Origin of the sequence: Gordonia sp. DT30, assembly GCF_049844915.1 — a bacterium.
GTDB lineage: Bacteria > Actinomycetota > Actinomycetes > Mycobacteriales > Mycobacteriaceae > Gordonia.
On record NZ_JBNCLY010000005.1, the window covers coordinates 56,555 to 78,811 of the forward strand.

Sequence of the window (22,257 nt, forward strand, 5' to 3'; positions counted from 1 at the left end):
TCGACAGCCGTCGTGTCGCCGTGGTCGCCTTCCATGCCGGAATCGGCTGACCGCCGAACGCTCCCCGCTTGGTGCGACCATCTCACCACACACTTCTGCCCGACCGACAAACATGTGGGTCGGGCAGAAGCGTAGGTGTTCGCGGAACTACATCTGCTCGGGGATCAGCGACTGCGCGTCCGCGTCCCTGACGACCTCTCCCTTGGCTTTTCGCGCAACCTTTCCGTCGACGGAATGGTTGGAACGGAATGGACGCCAACGTGTCTCGGGAATGAACCGGAGCAGGATCAAACTCAGCACATACATCGCGACAACCAGGATGACGAGGGCCCAGTTCGCTCCGGTCAACGTGAACAGTCCGGCCGCGACGAATGGCGCGGTGCCTCCGGCGAGCAGATTGTTCAGGGTGTACACCGAGGCGTGGCCCGCGTAGCGAATGGACGTCGGGAAGGGCTCGGCAAAGAGTGCAGGCATCACGCCGCAGGCCGTCAGCTGCGCTCCCTGAGCGATCAACATGGCCAAGAACATCAACGGAAGGGACTTCGTGTCCAACAGCGGGAAGAGCAGTATCACACCGATCATCGACGTCGTCAGACATACGCCGAGGACCGGCTTGCGACCGAAGCGGTCCGAGAGAATACCCCCCAGCGGAAGTACTGCCATGCCGATGACGTTCAGCACCAGAAGCAGACCGAAGGTGACCGTCGAGGACATGTTGAGCTGATCGGTGATGTACGACAGCGAATAGGTCACGATGACGTAGCTGCATGCGGTGTTCGGGGCCCAGATCAGCACCAGCGTCACCACCCGACGCCAGTCCCGGGCCAGGACGGTGCGCAGCGGCGACGCGGTTTCGGCCCCGATTCGCTTGGCCTCGATGAAGGCCGGCGACTCGTTGAGTTGCCGGCGAATCCAGTAGCCGACGATTGCCATCGCAGCACCGGCGACAAATGGCAGACGCCAAGCCCATTCGTTGAGGGCATGTTCGCCGATGGTCACACCGACGAGAAGCATCATCGACCCGACCAGAACCTGACCGACCGGGTTGCCGATGTTGACCAATGCGCCATAAAGTCCGCGCCGGTTACTCGGAGCGAACTCCATGGCCATGATCTGGCCCGCGCTCGCCTCCCCACCGACACTGAAACCCTGCAGGAAGCGAAGCAGCACCAGCAGCGTGGGCGCAGCCACGCCGATCACGGCATACCCTGGCAGACAGGCGATACCGAGCGACGCGGTTCCCATCATGATCAGGGTGACGACCATCGTGTGCTTTCGTCCGACGCGATCGGCGAGCCGGGAAAACGCCGCCGCACCCACCGGTCGTGCGAGGAAGCCGACACCGAAGGTGGCGAACGACTGGAGTAGCGCGGCGCTCGGTGAGGACTCCGGAAAGAAGACGTGCGGAAAGACGATGCCGGCCAACGCGCCGTACAGGAAGAAGTCGAACCACTCGAGTGACGTGCCGATGGACGCTCCCAGCAGAGCGCGCCGGTAGCCCGCTGCGGGAACTGTCGGCTCCTCGTCCGCGGAGTGGGTGTGCGGTTCCGATATCAAGACAGTGCGCCTTTCGCCAGTAAAACTTTGGTGATTGCTTGCGTGACAACAGCGTTGCCGCAATTCGCTAACTCACTATGAATCACGCCACAGTCGGCGTCAAGAGGTGATGTAGGTAATTTTCGTCGGAGTTCCACAATCGACCGGCACGTTGAACAATTCCGTATCCGTTACGTCGCATATCGCGGCGTCTTTGCCTGCCGCGGTGCAGATTTCCGGCAACACCGAATGCCGCAGATGCGGCGATGATCGACCGCTTGCCACGAACCCATACCGTCACGCCCAGATTCTTTTTTCTAAAGCGTTGCCGGATCGGCAACTGTCTGTAGACTGCATAACCATGACTACTGGGGAAGATCGCGGTGGGGTCCTGTTGTCCGGTCTCGCCATGCTGGAATGTTTGGGCGAGAGTGGGCCACAGGGGGTGACGCAATTGGCCAACGCAATAGGCATCGACAAAGGCAATGCGCATCGGATCGCCAAAGTGCTGATCAATCAAGGCTTCATGGATCAAGACGTTGCGACGAAGCACTACCGGCTGGCACCACGCACGATCCAGCTCGCCGGACAAGCGTTGCGGCAGCTCGATGTTCGCCAGGCCGCCGACGATGTACTCGCCCGCTTGGCTGCCGAGACCGGCGAATCCACTCACCTGGCCGTGCGTACCCCCGATGGCGGTGTGTATGTCGCACAGGTGAAGGCGGGAAACCGGCTGAGCGTGGAAACCGAGATCGGCAGCTCGCCCATCATCCACGCCACCGCCACCGGAAAGGCACTCTACGCCGGCGCCGAGCCGGGTGAACTGGAACTCGTTGCCCCAGAACCACTCGCCAAATTCACCTCGACGACGATCACCGATCGGTCTGTCCTCGATGCCGACCTGGCCACGGTACGCAGCCGCGGATATGCCGTCGATGATGAGGAACTCAATCCTGATATCCGTTGTGCTGCAGCACCTGTCACCGGCGCCGGCGGCAAGACGGTCGCCGCGATCGGGATATCGGGTCCGGTGAGCAGGGTCGATCAGCAGCGGCTTCACGACCTGGGTGTGCGACTGCGCATCGCGGCCGCGGAGATCTCCGCCCGCCTGTCCTGGCATCAGCCCGCCTGAGGCGTCGACACCCGCGTCCACGCCTCGAACGACCAGTGGCGCAGCCATTCCGGATCTCGTGGATCCGGAATGGCCCACCACCGCGCACCGGCGCAGGCACCGAGCCCGCCCCTTCATGGGGGTCCCGCGGTACCGGCGCGCCGACCTGTTCGATCGGCTACGCGTCGTAGCTCGTCCCGCGCTCATCCAGCTCGACCTTGCGCTGCTTGAACGACGGCCCGAGCAACTGCTGGGAGAGCGCGGTCAGGGGCATCGACAGACCCTCATCGCGAGCGGCAAGGGCCAGGCACATCAGGTCCTTGTCGTAGAAGCGGTACAGATCTTCGGTTCCGGCGAGCGTGTGGGTGAACAGCTGCCGATCGAAGTGCCCCCAGTTCCTGGTCATGAAGGACTCCCCCGTCGTCGCCGAGGCGATGTCCATCAGGGCGGTCTCGTCGACGTCGTGCAGGGCGGCAAAGCGCACCGACTCCAACAATTGCAGCTGGTTGGTGAAAGTCATTCCCTGCAGTGCGAGTTTGGTGGCAGCACCGGCTCCGACCGGTCCCATGTGACGGATCTTGGAGCCGAGCGCATCGAAGTACTCGGTGCAGCGGGCGACGTCTGCTTCGGCACCGCCGACCATGACTGCCAGCGTGCCATCGGCCGCGCGGAGGTCGCCGCCGCTGACCTGGGCGTCGACGATGTGCACGCCTGCCGGAGCCACGCGCTCGGCAATCGATTTCACCGTCGCCGGCAGGATCGTCGAGTGGATGATGAACAGGTGCGCGTCGGTGACCGGGCTCGCGAGGAGCTCGTCGATCACACCGTTGACCTGGGCATCGTTGACCACGCAGATGCCGATGATCTTGGCATCGGCCACCACCGACGCCACCGAGCCGCCGGCACGGCCGCCGAGTTGCACAACCTTGTCGACCGCTTCGTCACGCCGGTCGTAGGCGATGACCTTCAATCCGCCGCGGACGAGGGTCTGTGCCATCGGCAGACCGATGTTGCCCAGACCGATGAAACCTACGGTGTCTTCACTCATTTCTCACTCTTCCTGTTGCGGGACCGGCAGCCGTATTCCGCAGCTGCATCGTCCCGGTGAATTTCGCGTTCGGTCATTCCTGTGCGCGCACGCGCCGTTCCACCTGACGTGTGGCTCGGCAACGTGTCGCGTCCGTTCAGGTTCTAGAGAAAATCCATATCTGCGCCGAGGTCCGCGCCGGTCACGTGATCGGCGTAGAGCTTGCGCCAGCCACGCGATGGTGCGTTCTCGACTCCCGGTGCGTGCTCCTGGGCACGGCGGGTGAGCTCGTCGGGCTCCACGCACAGATCCAGGCGCCCCTCGCCCACGTTGAGCTCGATGATGTCGCCGTCGCGGACCAAGGCGAGCGGGCCACCACGAGATGCCTCCGGCGTTCCGTGCAAAACCACTGTGCCATACGCTGTTCCACTCATCCGGCCATCGGAGATACGGACGATGTCGCGCACTCCGCGCTGCGCCAGGTACCGGGGAATCGGGATGGCACCGGCCTCGGGCATCCCCGACGCGGCGGGCCCGATGTTACGCAGCACGAGCACGTGGTCTTCGGTGATGCCGACTGCTGGATCATCGACCCGGGCGGCGAGATCGTCGAGCGAGTCGAACACCACCGCAGGCCCCCGATGATTCATCAACTCCGGTGATGCCGCCGCCGCCTTGATGATCGCGCCGTCGGGGAACAGCGAACCATGAAGCGCCACCAGCGCTCCGGCGGGTTTGACCGGATCGTCGATCGTACGGATCACGTCCTGGTACGGCTGTGGACCCGACCAGGTGTCGAGAAGCTCACCCAGCGTCTGCCCGCCGATCGTGCGGACATCACGAGCCAGATACGGCTCGAGTTCCTTGAGCAGCGCCGGCATGCCACCGGCGGAATGCATGTCGGGCAGATACCGCGTACCCGCCGGTTTGCAGTCGGCGAGGACCGGGATCTTCTGTGCCGCTTCATGGAAGTCGTCGATGGTCAAGGTGATGCCCAACCGCCGCGCGATCGCCGTCAGATGGATGATCGCATTGGTCGAACCCGAGATCGCCGCGAGAACAACCATCGCGTTCGCGAAGGCGTCGGCGGTCAGGATCGACGACGGCCGAAGATCTTCGGTGACGAGTTCGACGGCACGGCGTCCGGTCGCCACACCCAGGCGCAACCGTTCTGAGGAGACCGCGGGTGCGGTTCCGGCGCGGGGCAGTGTCATGCCCAACGCCTCGAGCACGCATCCCATGGTCGAGGCGGTGCCCATCACCATGCAGGTGCCGGCCGTCGGACACAGTTCGGTGTTGACCTCGGCGATCTCGTCGTCGTCGAGTACGCCACCGCGGTAGTCGGTCCACATCCGCCGGCAGTCGGTGCATGCACCGAGGCGTTCGCCCCGCCAGGTGCCCGTCATCATCGGACCGACTACCAGCGAGATCGACGGGATGTCGGCCGACGCGACGGCCATCAGCTCGGCGGGCACCGTCTTGTCGCAACCACCCAGCAGCACAACGGCATCCATCGGCTGCGCGGTGACCTGCTCCTCGACCTCCATCGCCATGAGGTTGCGGAACATCATCGACGTGGGGTTGATGAGGATCTCCGGCAACGACATCGCCGTGAACTGGAAAGGCAGACCGCCGGCCTGGAGTACGCCGCGCTTGACCGCGTCGATCAGGGCGGGCATATCGCGGTGGCAGGTCGTGTAGTCCGAACCCGTGTTGACGATCCCGATGACCGGCTTGGACAGGTCTTCGGCATCGAGTCCCGCGGACGAGAGAAACGCCCGCCGCAGGAACTTCGCCAGACCGTCGTCGCCGTAGCTGGTGAGCTTGCGGTCGAATCCGCCCGCGGCGTCGGGCCGTACGATGTCGTTGGTCATCCCGCCACGCTCACGTACTTGACGGTCGTGTAGTCGGCGACGCCCTCGGCACCGCCCTCGCGACCGAACCCGGACTTCTTGACACCGCCGAACGGCGCCTCCGCGGTGGCCAGCGCCATGTGGTTCACCGCGACCATGCCGGCCTCGATGGATCGGCTCGCCGACATCGCAGTGTTGAGGTCGGAGGTGAACACGTAGCTGGCCAAACCGAATTCGGTCGAATTCGCGAGTTCGATCGCTTCCTCGAAGGTGCGGAACGACGTCAACGGGGCCACCGGGGCGAACGGCTCGTCCCGCATGATGGCCGCCGTGTGCGGCACATCGGCCAGCACGGTCGGCGAGAAGAAGTGCCCCTTCTCGAAGCCCGGTGCCCGGTGGCCGCCGACGGCGACGGATGCGCCCGCGCGGGTGGCGTCGGCGATGAGCGCCTCCGCGGCATCGATCCGGCGGCTGTTGGTCAACGGACCGACATTCGTCCGCGGATCGCGGCCGTCTCCGACCACCAATGCCCGTGTTGCGGTGACGAAGTGATCGATGAACTCGGCAAACGCGTCCTCCTGCACGAAGAACCGGCTCGGCGATGCGCACACCTGACCCGCGTTGCGGAACTTCGCGGCCACGCACGCCGTTGCCGCCTGCTCGATGTCGGCGTCGGCGAAGACGAGGACCGGCGCGTGTCCGCCCAGTTCCAGTACGACGTCGGTGATGTTCTCCGCGGCCGCACGCAGCACGGCCCGGCCGACGGGCACCGAGCCGGTCAGACTGACCTTGCGGATCACCGGCGATGCGACGAGTTGCTCACTGATCTGGGCGCCGTCACCGGTCAGCGTCTGCACCACGCCCGCGGGCACGCCCGCGTCGACGAGCGCACCGACGACGGCCAGGGTGGTGAGTGGGGTTTCCTCCGCCGGCACCACGATCACCGCACAGCCGGCCGCGAGCGCCGGGGCGATCTTCCGAGAAGCCAACAGCGCCGGGAAGTTCCACGTGCTGAACGCGGCGACGACGCCGACGGGCTCCCGGCGTACGTAGATGTTCTTGCCGGGACCGTGTCCGTCGACGATCCGGCCGTAGATGCGGCGCGCCTCGTCGGCGTACCAGTCGTACTGGTCCGCGGCGGCGAGAGTCTCGCCGCGCGCCTCGCCGAGCGGCTTGCCCTGCTCGGCGGTCATCAGGGCGGCGATCTCCTCGACGCGCTCCCGGATGAGTCCGGCAGCCCGCCGCAGCACGGCCGAACGCTCCCAGGCATCGGTGTCGCGCCAGCGGTCGAAACCCTTGCGGGCACCGGCGATTGCGGCTTCCACATCGTCGGGGGTCGCACGCGCCACGTCGGCGACGAGCGTCTCGGTGGCCGGGTCGACGACGGCGAACGTGCCGTTGTCGGAAGCGGCCACCCACTGGCCGTCACGCAGCAGGTCCGTCGTCTGCACAACACTGTTGGCGGTGGTCAAATCTTCATCTCCTTACGCAGAGCCTGCGTGTCAGTAACCCATGGTCCGACGTTCCATCGACCGAACGTCCCGAATCCGCCGAGCTCGTCGTCGCCGAAGTAGATCGGGACGTGAATGAGGGAAAGTCCCTTGTGTGCAAGCGATTCGTCGAGCGCTACCCGCAGTTCGGCAACACTGTGTCCACCATGGAGGGCGTTGATGCCGCCGACGGCCGACGCCCAGGCGACATAGTCGACCGCCACCTGGTCGTTGGTGGCGAAGTCCGTGCCGTACTGCGCACGCTGCAACGAGGAGATCGCGCCCTGGCGGCGGTTGTCGAACAGCACGATCACCCCGGTGGCGCCGTGCTGCACACCATCGATGAGCGCCTGCGGATTCATGGTGAACGACCCGTCGCCGGTCATCGACACCGCGAAGTAGGGGGCATCGGTCATCGCGGTGGCCAGTACCGCCGAGGTGGCAAATCCCATGTAACTGGCGCCCGACTCGGTGAACGTGAGGCCCAGTCGATCGTCTTCGTTGGCCTGAAAACCGTTGGCCTGCACATCTCCTGCGTCGAAGTACGACACCGCCCCGGCGTTGCGCGCCCAATCGCCGACGGTCTTGATGGCGGCCGGCTGGGTGAGCACTTCGCGCTGCCATACCGGGTCGAACAGGGTCGGTGCCCGGTATCGCTTGTCCTTGAATTCCTGCCATTGCGCTTTTGCGGCCACATTGGCGCGGGCCCACTCGGAACCGAGATCGTGCGGCTGCGCACCGAGGCGCACCAGGGTCGCGATCAGTTCCTGCAGCGTACTCGTCGCATCACCGACGAACGGGATCGTATTCGCGTAATGCAGTGCGGCATCGATGTCGCCGTTGATATTGATGACATGGTGGACGTTCGGGTAGCCGGTCCGCGACATATCGGCCTGGCACACCGCGCGGGACCCGATGGCGAGCAGCACGTCGGCGTTCTCCATCGCGTGGTTGCCGCTGATGGAGCCCTTCGACCCTCCCACCCCTTGATTGCGAGGCAGGCCGGCCGGAATCGTCCCGGTGGCCAGCGGAGATACGACGGCGAATCCGTCGACGAGGTCGAGCAGGCGAGTGACCTCCTCGCCGGCACCACGAGCCCCGCCCCCGACTCGGACCACGACCCGCTCGGCGTCGAGCAGCAATCGCGCGGCGGCTTCGTACCGTTCGGGACCGGCCGCCGCTCCCAGCGACGGCGGCGCTCCGGTCGGCAGCGAGTCGAGCGGGAAGTTCTCGAGGAACTGCGGCTGCGTGTTCATCGGCAGCAGCAGATAGAAGGGACGCGCCCGGTGCGGATGCTCGACGGTGTTGAGTCCGCGCCGGAGCGCCTCGGGCAACGCCTCGGGGGTGTGCAGGGTGAAAGCCGGTCCCATCTGGGCACACAGCGCCAAGAAGCTCTCCTGCCGATCGCTGGGGATCTGCTGCATGTTCGGACCTTCGGCCTGAGTGGTCTCATCTGCGTACAGATGCCATACGCCGATCCCGTCGCTGGCGGCGGCCAGGCTGCCTGCCATGGCCTGCAGCGCACCCGGGCCGATCGAGGTGATGACCGCCGCCTTCTCGCCCGTCGTCCAGCGCAGCGCGGTGGCCGCGTGTGCGGCCTCGACCTCGTTGCGGACGGCATAGGTCTGCACTACGCCTTCTGCCTCGTAGATGCGCAGCACCTCGGCGACATCGGTGGATCCGTGGCCGAAGATGCCGACGAATCGTCGGACGTCTTGCCGCAGGAGGCCGAGCACCACGGCCTCGGACGTGGACAGTGTCGCCACCGCGCCGAGAGACCTGTTGGCCAGCGCCTTGTCAAAGCTCCCTGCCGCAGCGATGGCCCTCGCTCGCGAGGCACGCTCGTCAGTTAGTGATGTCATGAGGATGGACTGTACAACGCCGTTGTCCTCACATCAACTGGCGATAGTGGTGGGGCACACATATTCCCACTTCCCGTTCGGATTGTCGCGAGTATGTGGCAGCGACCAGTTTGGTTCCACGCCCAGTACGGGTGTGTCCTGACCGACACATCGTTCCCAACGTGTGCGTTGACACCATCACAGTCCATGGTCCAACATCGTTGTTGTTGTTTCGACAACAGAGCCGATGTGCTCTCGTCGATGTGGCAACGCCCGGAGCGGCGACCTATCGGATAAAGCCCATGACGAAATCACCCCGGGGAATCGCCCTCGGAGGAAAGGAAGCGAAACGAAATGAAACTGTCCCGCACCAAGGCATCCATCACGCTGGAGGCCGCGCGAGCACTCGTCGACGCCGCACTGACGCACGCCGAGTCGATCGGCAAGGACGTCAGCATCGCCGTCGTCGACGAGTCCGGCCGCGAGGTCGCCACCGCGCGCATGGACACCGCCAACCCGTCGAGCATGAAGATCGCAATCGACAAGGCATACACCGCCGCGACGACGCGGATCTCCACTCATGACTGGTTCAAGATCGTCACCACCGACGAGCAATTGTCGGTCGGCGCCCTGACCGGCATGGAGCGACTGATCACCTACGGCGGTGGCCAGATCATCGAGGTCGACGGCCAGGTCATCGGTGGCATCGGCTCCAGCGGCGGACACTGGACCGGCGACACCGAGATCACCTCTGCTGCACTGACCGCGGTGGCACAAGCATGATGCGCACCGGTTTTCACACGGCCTTCCTCCATGAGTACCCCGTACTCGACGCCGTCCGGCTCGTCGCCGACCACGGATACGACTACGTCGAACTCAATGCCGAGACGATGCCGTGGTGCACGCCGCACATCACCCCGCAGACCGATGCCCGCGTTCGCCGCGAGATCGCGGAGATCCTGCCGGTCTCGTCCATCAGCGCACACCACGCCGACTACGGCAACGCCGATCCCGACCTGCGCGCCAAGGCGGTGCAGTTCACGCAGGACATGATGGATTTCGCCGTGGACGTGGGTACCGACATCGTGCACGTCATCCCCGGCGAGCACTCGACATCGATTCCGCTGCTGGTGGATTCGCTACGACGCGGCGTCGATGCGGCGGCGCAACGCGGTGTCACGCTGGCTCTCGAACCCATCGTCAACCAGGTGATCGGAACCGCCGATCAGACCGCCGCGGTCCTCGCGCAGGTTCCCGGACTCGCCGTCAGCTTCGACGCCTCACATCTGCAGGTGATGGACGGCGAGGTCGCCCGCGGGGCGCAACTCCTCGGCAAGCACGTGGCGCACGTCGCGCTCAAGGACGCCTCCGGCGATCCGCTGGCGTGGCGATTCGACCCACTCGGTGACGGCGTCATCGACTTCGTCGCCATGCTGCAGACACTGCAGCGCGCGGGATTCGACGGTGTGGTGTCGGTCGAGCACGAAAGCCATGTGTTCGCCGACGACAAGCGCGGCCCGGAGCAGGTACTCGCCGAGAGCAAGACCTTCCTCGACGACGTGCTCCGGCAGGTCGCGCAGGTACCGGCCGAAACGCACTGACGGACAAGCACAACCACAGACGCCGCCGTAGATCGGTAGACATTGGCTCGCGGAAACCGCCTGATATATAGGTGATCGGCGAGGTATGTCTACCGATCGATCGTGGGCCGATTACGATTCCGACATGACCTCTGAGGTAGCGTGCCGCTGCTCGCGATAGTCCTGTCCCTGGTCGCGGCGATGTTGTTCGCCGTCGCGTCGGTACTTCAGGCAGCGGGCACCCGCGGTGTGCCCGACGACGACGCCGTCGGCGCGGGATTCTTTGTCACGCTGGCACAACGCAAGACGTGGGTGGCGGGGATCGTCGCCGACATCGTGGGCTTCGTCGTGCAGGCCTGGGCCCTGACCGTCGGCAGCCTGATGCTCGTGCAACCGCTGCTGGTCACCACGCTCCTGTTCGCATTACCTCTCGCCGCGTTCTCCGAGCGGCGACTGTTGACGGTTCGCGAATGGGTGTGGGCCGGCGCGCTGATCGCGTCGCTGGTGGTGTTCATGGTCCTCGGTCGGTCGACGGACGGCATCGAGGATCCAGGGTTCGGCCGGTGGATCATCCCGCTGTGCGTCATGATCCCGATCGTCGTCGTGTGCGTCATCGGCGGGGCGCGGTTGCCGCACGGCAGTTTGCGATCGCTCACGCTCGCCATCGCGGCCGGACTCCTGCTGGGACTGTCGGCGCCGTTCACGAAGACCGGCATCGGGGCCTTCGACGACGGCATCCTCGCCGGACTGTCGGCGTGGGAATTCTGGGCGATGGCGGTCACCGCCACACTCGGAACGCTGTGGCAGCAATCGAGCTACCAGGCCGGCGACGTGCAGACCAGTCTGCCCGCGGTGACGGTTCTCCGACCCATCATCGCGATGTCGCTGGGCCTGACCATCTACGAAGAGTCGTTACAGGTCAGAAACGCCGGCGGGTTCATGATCGTCGTCGCGCTCGGTGTGATGCTGGTGTCGACGATCATGCTCGGACGACTCGGAGCACCGCCGGACGCCCGCGCCGGGAACCGATCGATGTCGGTGCCCGGCGCGTAGCGTTGCCCGCCTCAGGCGGCGAAGACGTCCAGCCGTCTTGACCGCTCCACCGACGAGTAGTGCGACGCATCGCCGGAGAGGACCTGACTGGACTGACCGTGGATGTCGACGGGCACATCACCGGCGAGGGTGACACGGTGCAGCTGCCGCTTCTGGCTGCCGAAGTCGGCGATCCCGTAATGCTGCGTCGCGCGGTTGTCCCAGATCACCAGGTCGCCGTAGCTCCAGTTCCAGCGGAAGGTGTTTTCCAGCTTGATGATCCGTGCCTGCAGCAGCTGATACAGGTCGGCGAACTCGGCGGCCTTCAGTCCGCGGAACTCCTTGGCGAAGTGCCCGAGCAGCAAGCTGCGCTCACCGGTCTCCGGATGGACGCGCACGACGGGGTGCAACGTCTCGTATTCGGTGCTGGTGAACTCGGCGTAGTGATCTTCCTTCTGCGCCACGTCGATGCCGCCGGAGGGCTCCTTCTGGCTGACGTAGTCGTAGAGGTTGGAGTGGGTGGCCCACAGGTCGTCGACGAGTGACCGCAATGGCGTCGGCAGCTGCTCGTAGGCGGCGACCGTCGAGGCCCAGGTGGTCGCGCCGCCGTAGGTCGGCAAGACGATGGGCCGCAGCAGCGACGCCTTGGGGATTCGATCGACGAAGGTGACATCGGAGTGCCAGCTGTTGGCGGCGCCCTCGATGGTGAGCAGCTGATCACCGCGCGAGGTCACTGTCGGATGCGGCGCCGTCGGCTCGCCGAGCAGCGACGCGAACGCGTACTGACTCGCGTCGTCGAGATGTTCCTGTCCGGAGAAGACGACCACCTTGTTGACGGCGAGGGCGGTGCGGATCGCCTCGATCTGTTCGGTCGCCACGTCTCCGCCGAGCCGCACGCCGTCGATGCCTGCACCGATGTGCTCACCGAGCTTCGTGACGGTGATGCCGCCGTCGGCATAGACTTTCCGAGCCGACTCCTCGCGCTCGCCGCGAATGTCGCTGTCTACCACAGTCATTGCAATTCCTTTCGTTTGGTACTGGCCTGCTTTGGTACTGCCCTGCTTGTTACAACCCTGTTTGTTGCAACCCTGTTTGTTACAACCCCGTTTGTCACTGCCGCCACCTCAGTCGGCGTGGTATTCGGCACTCTCCTCGATCTCGCGCCGAACGCTCTCCGGCACACGCACCGCCCCCGGCCGATAGGTGACCGCCCGCAGAGCCCGGCCGAACCGAAAGGTCCCGCGGCGGGCCCGCAGCTGCGCATCGACGGGTCCGCGTGCGTCGACGCCGACGGAGATACCGGTCCACGGCGCCATCCCGATGAGCTGGAACTGGTTGTCCAGCTTGGCGATGACCTCCGACTGGCCGTCGTCGGTACGTGCCTCGAGAGTGAGATCCCACCGAACCTGCGGGGTGGCCACCGCACGAAGCGTCAGCCGGTCGGTACCACGCGGAACCTCGGCCGAGGTCCGCACGATGCGCCCATAGCTGTTGAAGACGACGTGCGCAACCCCGTCTTCGATGTAGAGCACGTACCCGCCCTGCTGATCACCGTGGGCGACCAGCACACCCGCGTCGTCGGGGGTCCACTCATCGAGTTCTATCTCGATGTCGAAGTCGCGGTAGGCGATCAGCTTGCTCGACCGGTAGCGTTCCAGCGTCGACGTACCGGCGAGGATACGGACGGGATCGCCGTAGCGCGCCTCCTCCGGGCGTCGCCGGATCTGGTCGGCCGGTGAATCGAACAGCGGGAACACGGTGTTGCGCCAGGCCGCCGCGTCCCAGGCGGCGGCGAGTTCGGCGACGAGCGCCGGGTGCCGAGCGGCGAGATCATCGGTCTCGGCCGGGTCGGCGGTGACGTCGTAGAGTTCCCAGATCGGATTGTCGACATCGGCCGGATCACGGTGCAGGGACACCAGTTTCCACCCGTCGCGATAGAAGCCGCGGTGGCCGCCGAACTCGGCGTACTGCTCGGTGTGGGCCGAGTTCGCGGTGCCGTCGCGGAGCACCTCGGCGGCACTGACGCCGTCGCGTTCCTGAGCGGGCTTGCCTCGACGGTGGGTTGGTGTGCTCAATCCGGCGAGATCGAGCAGCGTCGGCACGATGTCGGTGACGTAGGAGTACTGGCGGCGCACGCCGTTGTCGTCGGCGGCGCGGGGCAGCCCCTTCGGCCAGGACAGTACGAACGGCACCCGCACCCCACCGGCGAAGGTCTGACCCTTGTAGAACCGGAACGGGGTGTTCGACGCCTGGCCCCACCCGCGCGGGTAGTGCACGCCGAGCGCCGCCGAACCGATCAGCTCCTCGTCGTGCGGCACGTCGCGCTCCCAGTCCGGCGGGACAGGTCCGTGCACGAATTGGCTGAAGTACGAGCGGGTTCCGGCCGGACCGCCCTCGGCGGTGCCACCGTTGTCGGAGGTGAACACGATGATGGTGTTGTCGAGTTCGCCGAGTTCGGTCAGGGTGTCGACGATCCGTCCGACGCTCTGGTCGACGGAGTCGACCATGGCCGCGTACACCTCCTGATACCGCGCGAAGCGCTGCTTCTCCTCCTGGCTCAGCTCGTCCCAGGGCGGGGCGTCATATCCCGGCTCGGTATTCCGCTCGGCGATCGGAGTCCCCGGGTCGAACAGCCCGGAGGCGACCTGCCGATCGAAACGCTTGCGCCGCACCTCGTCCCAGCCCTGCGAGTACCGCCCGCGGTACTTGTCCAGATCGGTCTGCTTGACCTGATGCGGTCCATGCATCGCGATGTGGGAGAAGTAGAGAAAGAACGGCTTGTCGGCGTCGTGTGCACGCAACGAGGTGATCTGGCCGATGGCCCGATCGGTCAGATCGTCGGTCACGTAATAGTCGTCGGGGTATTCTTCGATGTCGACGACCGAATTGTCGGCGATCAGTTGATTCGGGTAGAAGAACGAATTCAGGCCCTCGAGAGATCCGTAATACGAATCGAATCCGCGTTGTACCGGCCACGAGTCACGCGACCGGCCCGGACTCATGTTCGCATCGCGCACCAGATGCCACTTGCCCACCGCGAATGTCGCGTAACCGTTCTCGCGCAGGATCTCCGGGAGCGACAGCACGTCGTCGGCGAGCTCGAGCCGCAGGCCGGGGAATCCGGGGTCGGAGTTGGCGACGCTGCCGTAGCCGGCCCGGTGCGGGTTGAGCCCGGTGAGCAGTGCGGCGCGAGCGGGCGAACACACCGGAGTGGTGTGATAATTCGACAGCCGGAGCCCCCGATCGGCCAGCGCGGCGATGTGCGGGGTATCGATCTCCGCGCCGAACGGCGAGATGTCGGAGTACCCCATGTCGTCGATGAGCACGACGACGATGTTGGGGGCACCGGCTGGCGCGGTGGGTTCCGGGCGCCACCACGGCACCGACTCCGACGACGTCCGGCCGATCACACCGTCGAAGTCGTCGTAACCCCTTGCGTCCTCGGGTATTCGGGATTGTTGCTGCGGCACCATGACCTCCGGGAAGAGCTGTTCGGGCGTCCGGACTGAACACTTGCGCCCCCACCTTCCAGACAGACCGATGAAGTGTCAACCCTTTGTCCGAGCCGACTCAGAAACCCCCGGCCGGGGTTGGCAAGGCGCCATGTTGCCCTGACAGTGGTCGCAACCGAACTCACCGCAGTTTCCCGTCCGCCCACACCGAAAGATCACCGACTGACATGTCCGTACCCCGATTACGCTCGGCTGCACTGTCTTTGCTCGCCATGACCGTGGTGATCGCCGTTGCCGGATGCAGTTCGGCCGTCGCAGCGCAACAGAACTCGTCGGCGGCCTCCCTCGCGGCCGGCCAGCCCGCCCCCCGGGGCGGCGATCTGCGGGTCGGTGTGCTCACCGACCTGTCACCGAAGTCCTTCCTGCAGATCGGAACCGGTGCCCTCAACGGCCAGATCGTCGCCAACGTCTACGACACCCTGATCCGCTACTCCCGCGATGACCTCACCGTGAAACCGGCGCTCGCCACGCGCTGGCAGCTCGCACCCGACGGCAAGTCGCTGGCCCTCGATCTGCGTCCCGACGTGCACTATCACGACGGCCGGCCATTCGTGTCCGGCGATGTCGAGGCGTCGATCAAGGCATATCTGAGCGGCCCCTGGACACCGCAGTTCAAACGCACCGCGGCGGCGATCACCGGGTTCGACACCACCGATCCCCACCGCGTCGTGCTGAGTTTCGCCCATCCGCTGAGCAACATCTTCGACCTGCTGGACTCCGCACCCATCATCGACGGCAATACCTTGCCGCAACTGAAGGCCGGCACCGAGTTCAACGGCACCGGGCCATTCAGATTCTCGTCGTGGCAACCGAATTCGTCGGTACGTGTGGTCCGCAACGACAAGTACTGGGGCGGCCCGGCCAACCTCGACGCCATCACCTTCGACGTGATTGCCGACCAACAGGCGCTCTACACGCGGCTGCGCACCGGGCAGGTCGACGCCGCACTGGGCCTGAATTATCACGATCAGCAGCTCGCGACGAGCCGCTACGGGTTCCGTGAGGTGACCTTCACCGGCGGTGAGGCACAGGAATACGTGGGCGTCAACGTCACCAATCCGGTGTTGTCGGATGTGCGGCTGCGCCAGGCGATCGCCTACGCCATCGACCGGTCACGCATCATCGACGACGTGTTCCGCGGCAGCGGCTATGTGGTGAACCTGCCGTGGCCCAAGTGGTCACCGGCCTACGACGCGGCGGCCAACCAGACCTATCGCCGCGACCTGGACAAGGCCCGCCGACTGGTCGCCGAGCACGGACCGATCACCGAGCCGATCCCGCTGGACTACTCCACGCAGGGGGTCGACGACATCGTCGCCCAGATCGTGCAGTCCAACCTCAAGGATGTCGGGATCCCGGTGGTGTTGCATCCCAACGATCAGACGCAGCAGTCGAGCAAACTCATCGGCGGCAAATTCGAAGGACTCTGGTTGCTGCAGCACGCCTTCGCCCAGTTCACGCCTTCCACGCTGGCGGTCTCGGCCTACCCGTTCAACGCCTCCAAGAACTCGTCGAACTACTCCGGTCCCGCCTACACCGCCGCCTCCACCGCGGCCTGGGACACCCCGGACCCGGCCTCGCCGGCCGCACGGGCCGCCTACCGGCAACTTGACGACGTGTGGCTCAAGGACCTGTTCCTGGTGGAGATCGGTGTCATCTTCACGAAGGTCGCCGCGTCACCGTCGGTGGGCAACATCGACTGGGACCGGCGCGGCCAACTCCACCTCGGCACGACTTATCTTGCGAACCAAGGACGGAACGACTGATGGCCGGCTATCTCGCCCGACGCATACCGACCGCGATCGGTGTCCTGCTGATCGCGTCCCTCCTCATCTTCTCCATCCTGCGGCTGATCCCGGGCGGACCCGAGGCGGCACTCGCCGGTCCCGACGCCGGCCCCGAACAGCTCGCGGCCATCCGCCACGACCTCGGACTCGATCGCAGCTTCGTCACCCAGTACGTGACGTGGATCGGTGCGCTGTTCACCCTCAACCTCGGACAGAGCTATCAGGTCGGTGGCGACATCAGTTCGCTGGTGGGATTCGGGCTGGTACACACGGTGGTACTGACGGTCACGGCCCTGGTGATCGCGGTGCTCCTGGCGCTCGTCTTGAGCCTGCTCAGCACCATCTATCCCAACCGATATGTCCAGTGGCTGGTCACTGCGGTCAATGCGTTCGCGATCGCGATGCCCACGTTCGTGGTCGGAACGGTGCTGATCCTGCTCCTCGGGGTCCGGTGGCGCATTCTCCCCGCGGGCGGCACGCCGCCGGACGGACTGTGGTCGGACCCGGGCATCACCGCGCAATACCTGCTGTTGCCCGCGCTCACCCTGGCATTGCCGGCCGGCGCGATGCTGGCCCGCTTCCTCACCGAGGCACTGCGTACCGAACTACGACAGCCCTACGCGACGACGGCCCGCGCCCTCGGCGTTCCCCAACACCGGATAGTGCTACGGAATGCGCTCCGAAACGCGTTGCCGCCCAGTCTCACCGCGCTCGGTCTGGTGACCGGCGGGTTGCTCGGCGGAGCGATCCTCGTAGAAGCAATTTTCGGGTGGCCGGGTCTCGGATTGCTCACCGAGCAAGGCATCTTCGCCCGCGACTATCCCCTCGTACAGGTCCTGGTGCTGCTCTCGGTCGCCGTCTTCGTGGTGATCCAGTTGTTCGCCGACATCCTGCACGCCTGGCTCGATCCCCGAATCCGATTGGCAGGACAGTAGATGCCCACCACCCCAGCTTCTGACACCACCCACCTCACCGATACCATCGACACCCATACCGATACCGATACCACCGACACCGCAGGCACTGCGGGTACTGGGGTCGAGGTCGGTCCGGGCCTGATCCCGGAGTCCGCCGCCGACCGTGAGTACCGCACGACGCGGCAGCCGCTGTGGCGGTCGCTGATCACCGGCCCGGGTCTGGTCGGCACGATCCTGGTGGCAGTGGTCATCGTTCTCGGCGTCGCGGCTCCCCTGCTCACGTCGTACGGTCCCGACCAGCAGATCGACGGCGCCTTTCTCCTCGGGCCGAGCGGCGACCACTGGTTCGGCACCGACGACCTCAACCGTGATGTGCTGACCCGTGTACTCTACGGAATCCGCATCGACCTGCTGATCATCTTCATCGCGGTGCCGATCGGCGCCCTGGTGGGTACCCTCATCGGACTCGTCACCGTTTCGAATGCGGTCAGTGATGTTGTCGCCCAGCGCGTTTTCGACGTCATCCTGGCCTTCCCCGCGCTGGTCCTCGGTATCGCGCTGACCGCCGTGCTCTCCCCGGGAGCCACCACCATCGGCATCGTGATCGTCATAGCCGAGATCCCCATCTTCGGTCGGCTGACGCGCACGTCGGTGCTCCGAGTCCGCGAACTGCCCTATGTGGAGGCCGCACGGGTCAGCGGGGCGAGCGCCGCCTACGTGCTGCGCCGGCATGTGCTGCCCAACTCGGTCGAATCGTTGAGTGTGCAGTTCGCGCTGTCGCTGTCGCTCGCGGTGTTCGTCGAAGGCGCACTGAGCTTCCTGGGTATCGGCGTCACCCCGCCCGCGCCGTCGCTGGGCGCGATCCTCGCCGCAGGCAACGGATACCTGGAGACCAACCCGTGGTTCTCGGCGGGTCCCCTCGTCGTCATCTCGGTGCTCGTCCTCGGATTCGCCATCATCTCCCAGTCGATCTCACACAGCCGGAGGCAGTGACATGACCACACAGACGACCGCGCAGCCCGCCCTCGAGGTCGATTCGCTGCGCATCACCTTCGACTTTCCGCGGCCCGCCGTGTCCGACATCAGTCTTCGAGTCGACCGCGGCGAAATCGTCGCGCTCGTCGGCGAATCGGGCTCCGGCAAGACGATGACGGCACGCGCCGCGATCGGCCTGCTGCCGGAGTCCGCACGCGCCACCGGATCGGTCAAGGTCGACGGCGCCGAGGTGCTGAACCAGGACGAGAAGGTGCTCAACACCATTCGCGGCGCCCGCGTCGCCATGATCTTTCAGGAGCCGCAGACCGCGCTCAACCCGGTCCAGACCGTGGGATGGCAACTGCGGCAGGCGTTGCGCACCCACCGTAAGATCTCCCGGCGCGACGCAGCCCGTCGAGCGGTGGAATTGCTGACGCTCGTGGAGATCCCCCAGCCGGAGCGTCGTGTCGACCACTACCCGCATCAACTCTCGGGTGGGCAGAAGCAGCGTGTGGTCATCGCGCTGGCCCTGGCCAATGACCCGGCGCTGCTGCTCGCCGACGAACCCACCACCGCACTCGATGTGTCCGTGCAGCGCGAGATCCTCGACCTGCTGGTACGTCTGCGGGATCGGACCGATGCGGCAATCCTGCTGATCACACACAATCTCGGCGTCGTCGCCGACATCGCCGACCGCGTCGTGGTCGTCCAGTTCGGCGAGGTGGTCGAGCGTGGTGACGTCTTCGACATCTTCGCCCGGCCCACCCAGCCCTATACCCGGGCGCTGCTCGATGCCGTGCCGCGGCTCCCGTCCCCCGGGTCCGCGGCCCCGGGCGCACACGCCGCCGCCACCAGCACCGCCCGCGACACCGCCGATGCCACTCCGGCGGTCTCGGTCGAACATCTCACCGTCACCCATCGCGGACAGTTCGGGCAGGCTCCGCACACCGCGCTCGACGACGTGTCGTTGACGGTCGAGACCGGCACGGTCCTCGGCCTGGTCGGCGAATCCGGTTCGGGCAAAACGACTCTCGGACGCACGATCGGCGGGCTCATCACACCTCGGGCCGGCCGGGTGATCGTCGACGGCCACGACCTCGCCGGGGTGAGTTCGGCGCGGCTGCGTCAGCTGCGCCGCACCATCGCCTTCGTGCCACAGGATCCAACGGCCTCCCTCGACCCCAGATTCACTGTGTCGGAATCGATCCGGGAACCGCTTGACATCCAGGGCGTCGGCACCCGGGACGAGCAGGCACGTCGCGTCGACGAGCTCCTCGACGCGGTCCACCTGCCGCGCTCGTTCGCCCATCGGCTCCCGCACGAACTTTCCGGCGGGCAGCGTCAGCGGGTAGCACTGGCCCGCGCACTGGCGTTGCGGCCCATGCTGCTGATCGCCGACGAGCCGACCAGTGCACTCGACGTCTCGGTGCAGGCGCGCGTCCTGGAACTGTTCGGCGAGTTGCAGCGCGACCTCGGCTTCGCGGCGCTGTTCATCAGCCATGATCTCGCCGTCGTGGAGCAGGTCGCCGACCGCGTCGCCGTGCTCCGCGACGGCCGGCTGGTCGAGGAGGGCGCGGCCGGCACGGTCCTCACCGCACCGCGCGCGGACTACACCCGGGCACTGCTCGAGGCCGTCCCCTACCCCGACCCGGTGCGGCAACGGTCCCGCGCCCGTGCAGGTACCCCCAGTTGACGTGGACCCTCACCCGCGCGGCGTCAGCTCCACGATCGCGATCGGCCGACTCGTCTTGCGCTGATATTCGGTGTACCGGCCCTTGTTGACGCCGTCGACCAGTGGCCAGCGGCGCGCGTACTCGGTGTCGTCGGGATAGGTGGCCCGCGCGGTGACCGGGATGCGCCGGCGTCCGACCTGGATCTCTACGTCGGGGATGGCCTTGAGGTTGGCCAGCCATGCCGGTGGTCGGGGCGAACCCCCGTTGGATGCGACGACGAGGTAGGCGTCGCCGTCGCGGGCGTAGGTGAGCGCGGTGGTTCGAGGTTGCCCGCTCTTACGGCCGGTCATGTGCAGGAGCAGGGTCGGGTTGCCGAACAGCAGCCGGTGCCCGATCAGCCCGTTGGTGCGCTGATAGATCCATTGGTGCGCCTTCAGGGCGACGACGAACAGTTCGGTCGAGCGCGACACGCGGTCCTACGACCCTTCGACCGGCGTGCCGCCGCCCTCGGTGTCGTCGTTGGGTGGGGCAGCGCCGCCCTTGTCCGCATCGGTGGCGTCTTTGTCCGTGGGGGCGTCGCCCGTCTCGTCCTGGTCTTCCTCGGAGAGCGGGTCGTAGCCGCCGGGGGCGCCCTCGAGCACGGTGAGTTCGTTGTCGATCGCAGCCTCGACCGCCTTGGCCTCTTCCTTGATCTTCCTGATGAATCCAGGCATATGCCTCACTCCTCGTCACGGTTCGCCCGCGCAGCGATGCGCCGGGCAGATCTTCAGCGTATCGGAGATGGTCCCGGCGACGACGAGCTCCGCTCAGGTGCGCTTGAGCCCGGGATTCTCGGCGTAGACCTCCTTGATGAGCGACATGTCGAAGATCTGGTCGGCGGTGAGCCGGTACCCGGCCTTGGCCAGCGCCTCGATGTTCTCGGCGATCAGCGCGTCGGTCATCGTCAGCAGCCCGTTGGCCTTGGTGTCCGCGGACACCACCAGCGCATTCTGGGCCGTCGCCTCCTTGACCTGTTCGGCCTCGTCGAGGCCGAGGTCCTTGCCGTAGGTGGAGACCGCGAGCCGGGCCGAGCCGGCGGGATCGGCGACCGCGTCGTACCAGCCGGCGATGTCGGCCTTGAGGAAGGCCTTGAGCTTGTCCCGCTCGTTGTCGATCGTCTCCTGCCGCACCACGAGCGTCTCGGCCACCAGCGGCAGGTTGAAGTCGGCGAAGAGGAACGCCTTGTTCGGGAACCCGGCCTCCGCCAGCGTGATCGGCTCGTTGGTGATGTAGGCCACCCAGCCGTCGACCTCACCCTTGGTCAGCGGAGTCGGGTCGTATTGCACGGTGATCTTCTGCACGTCGGATTCGGTCAGCCCGTTCGCCGTGAGCAACGCCTTGAAGACATTCTCGTTGGAGGCCTGCACGCCGATCTTCTTGCCCTTCATCTCCTGCGGGGTGTTGATCGGCTTCGCCGCCGACGACACGATGCAGAACGGATTCTTCTGGAACGTCGCCCCAACTGTTTTCAGTTTCGCGCCCTGCAGGATGACCGGCGCGGTCAGCTGCGGCGCGGTCATGCCGATCCACACCTTGTTCGATGTCAGGCCGGTCTCCACGCCGGTACCGGCACCGCCGCCGGTCTGCAACTGAGGACTGCCCATGCCCGCGTCCTTGAAATAGCCCTTCTCCAAAGCCCAGTATTCACCGGCGAATTCGACGTTCTTCTGCCACGACAGCTGCACCTTGGGATCGGTCGACGACGCGCCGCCGCCACCCGAACCACCACCGCTGCTGCATGCCGACAACGCACCCGCGACGCCGAGCGCGCCGGCCGCGCCGCCGGCCATCATGGTGTAGCGGAGGAAGGAGCGTCGATCGAATCCGGCGCCGCGAGTTCCGTCGTCGAGGCTGTGGTGCTGATTCATGGTGTGGTGTCCCCTC

Annotated in this window: 18 protein-coding genes; 8 read left to right on the plus strand and 10 right to left on the minus strand. The window is 65.9% G+C overall.

The window, feature by feature from the left end:
* Positions 1-147: 147 nt before the first annotated feature.
* A complete protein-coding gene (locus ACLQ3C_RS06940; RefSeq protein WP_425704309.1) occupies positions 148-1,557 on the minus strand; it encodes an MFS transporter in 1,410 nt (469 codons plus the stop codon).
* Between the two features lie 151 nt (positions 1,558-1,708).
* On the opposite strand from ACLQ3C_RS06940, the gene ACLQ3C_RS06945 reads away from it, so the two are divergent.
* Positions 1,709-2,668, plus strand: coding sequence for an IclR family transcriptional regulator (locus tag ACLQ3C_RS06945; protein WP_425704310.1), 960 nt, complete (start codon positions 1,709-1,711; stop codon positions 2,666-2,668).
* Between the two features lie 157 nt (positions 2,669-2,825).
* Here ACLQ3C_RS06945 and ACLQ3C_RS06950 read toward each other — a convergent pair whose 3' ends face one another.
* The 4 genes from ACLQ3C_RS06950 to ACLQ3C_RS06965 all read right to left on the minus strand — a co-directional run bounded on the left by ACLQ3C_RS06950 (position 2,826) and on the right by ACLQ3C_RS06965 (position 8,879).
* Positions 2,826-3,695 (minus strand): NAD(P)-dependent oxidoreductase, encoded by an 870-nt coding sequence (locus ACLQ3C_RS06950; RefSeq protein WP_425704311.1) that lies wholly within the window; start codon positions 3,693-3,695, stop codon positions 2,826-2,828.
* 143 nt (positions 3,696-3,838) lie between these two features.
* Positions 3,839-5,548, minus strand: coding sequence for a dihydroxy-acid dehydratase (locus ACLQ3C_RS06955; protein WP_425704312.1), 1,710 nt, complete (start codon positions 5,546-5,548; stop codon positions 3,839-3,841).
* A complete protein-coding gene (locus ACLQ3C_RS06960) occupies positions 5,545-6,999 on the minus strand; it encodes an NAD-dependent succinate-semialdehyde dehydrogenase (protein ID WP_425704313.1) in 1,455 nt (484 codons plus the stop codon). Before ACLQ3C_RS06960 ends, ACLQ3C_RS06955 begins: the two co-directional genes overlap by 4 nt.
* Positions 6,996-8,879: a thiamine pyrophosphate-dependent enzyme gene (locus ACLQ3C_RS06965; protein ID WP_425704314.1), complete on the minus strand. Its 1,884-nt coding sequence runs from the start codon at positions 8,877-8,879 to the stop codon at positions 6,996-6,998. The genes ACLQ3C_RS06960 and ACLQ3C_RS06965 overlap by 4 nt, the downstream gene beginning before the upstream one ends.
* A 333-nt stretch (positions 8,880-9,212) precedes the next feature.
* Between ACLQ3C_RS06965 and ACLQ3C_RS06970 the strand changes: the two genes are divergently transcribed.
* The 3 genes from ACLQ3C_RS06970 (at position 9,213) to ACLQ3C_RS06980 (ending at position 11,491) form a co-directional block, all read left to right on the plus strand.
* Positions 9,213-9,641 carry a GlcG/HbpS family heme-binding protein gene (locus ACLQ3C_RS06970; RefSeq protein ID WP_425704315.1) on the plus strand — a complete coding sequence of 143 codons (429 nt, stop codon included), beginning with the start codon at positions 9,213-9,215 and terminating at the stop codon, positions 9,639-9,641.
* The gene (locus tag ACLQ3C_RS06975) at positions 9,638-10,459 is read left to right on the plus strand and encodes a sugar phosphate isomerase/epimerase family protein (protein WP_425704316.1); all 822 of its coding nucleotides are present in this window, start codon (positions 9,638-9,640) and stop codon (positions 10,457-10,459) included. The genes ACLQ3C_RS06970 and ACLQ3C_RS06975 overlap by 4 nt, the downstream gene beginning before the upstream one ends.
* Positions 10,460-10,600: 141 nt before the next feature.
* Positions 10,601-11,491 carry a DMT family transporter gene (locus tag ACLQ3C_RS06980; protein WP_425704317.1) on the plus strand — a complete coding sequence of 297 codons (891 nt, stop codon included), beginning with the start codon at positions 10,601-10,603 and terminating at the stop codon, positions 11,489-11,491.
* A gap of 11 nt (positions 11,492-11,502) precedes the next feature.
* Here the strand turns inward: ACLQ3C_RS06980 and ACLQ3C_RS06985 are convergent, their stop codons facing one another.
* Both ACLQ3C_RS06985 and ACLQ3C_RS06990 read right to left on the minus strand, forming a co-directional pair.
* Positions 11,503-12,486, minus strand: coding sequence for a TauD/TfdA dioxygenase family protein (locus ACLQ3C_RS06985; RefSeq protein WP_425704318.1), 984 nt, complete (start codon positions 12,484-12,486; stop codon positions 11,503-11,505).
* A gap of 108 nt (positions 12,487-12,594) precedes the next feature.
* Positions 12,595-14,943 carry an arylsulfatase gene (locus tag ACLQ3C_RS06990; protein ID WP_425704319.1) on the minus strand — a complete coding sequence of 783 codons (2,349 nt, stop codon included), beginning with the start codon at positions 14,941-14,943 and terminating at the stop codon, positions 12,595-12,597.
* Positions 14,944-15,149: 206 nt separating this feature from the next.
* Between ACLQ3C_RS06990 and ACLQ3C_RS06995 the strand changes: the two genes are divergently transcribed.
* From ACLQ3C_RS06995 to ACLQ3C_RS07010, 4 genes are read left to right on the plus strand one after another with little or no spacing between them, the layout of a single operon-like run.
* Complete coding sequence (locus ACLQ3C_RS06995) at positions 15,150-16,748, plus strand: ABC transporter substrate-binding protein (protein WP_425704320.1); 1,599 nt, start codon at positions 15,150-15,152, stop codon at positions 16,746-16,748.
* Positions 16,748-17,704, plus strand: a complete 957-nt coding sequence (locus ACLQ3C_RS07000) for an ABC transporter permease (protein ID WP_425704321.1) — start codon at positions 16,748-16,750, stop codon at positions 17,702-17,704. The genes ACLQ3C_RS06995 and ACLQ3C_RS07000 overlap by 1 nt, the downstream gene beginning before the upstream one ends.
* Positions 17,705-18,679 carry an ABC transporter permease gene (locus ACLQ3C_RS07005; RefSeq protein WP_425704322.1) on the plus strand — a complete coding sequence of 325 codons (975 nt, stop codon included), beginning with the start codon at positions 17,705-17,707 and terminating at the stop codon, positions 18,677-18,679. It abuts the gene before it with no gap.
* 1 nt (position 18,680) lies between these two features.
* Complete coding sequence (locus tag ACLQ3C_RS07010; protein ID WP_425704323.1) at positions 18,681-20,354, plus strand: dipeptide ABC transporter ATP-binding protein; 1,674 nt, start codon at positions 18,681-18,683, stop codon at positions 20,352-20,354.
* 9 nt (positions 20,355-20,363) lie between these two features.
* Here ACLQ3C_RS07010 and ACLQ3C_RS07015 read toward each other — a convergent pair whose 3' ends face one another.
* From ACLQ3C_RS07015 to ACLQ3C_RS07025, 3 genes are all read right to left on the minus strand, one after another.
* Positions 20,364-20,804, minus strand: a complete 441-nt coding sequence (locus tag ACLQ3C_RS07015; RefSeq protein ID WP_425704324.1) for a nitroreductase family deazaflavin-dependent oxidoreductase — start codon at positions 20,802-20,804, stop codon at positions 20,364-20,366.
* 6 nt (positions 20,805-20,810) lie between these two features.
* Entirely contained in the window at positions 20,811-21,047 is a 237-nt protein-coding gene (locus tag ACLQ3C_RS07020; RefSeq protein WP_425704325.1) for a hypothetical protein, read from the minus strand.
* A 93-nt stretch (positions 21,048-21,140) separates the two neighbouring features.
* Positions 21,141-22,241, minus strand: coding sequence for an ABC transporter substrate-binding protein (locus tag ACLQ3C_RS07025; protein WP_425704326.1), 1,101 nt, complete (start codon positions 22,239-22,241; stop codon positions 21,141-21,143).
* Positions 22,242-22,257: the final 16 nt, after the last annotated feature.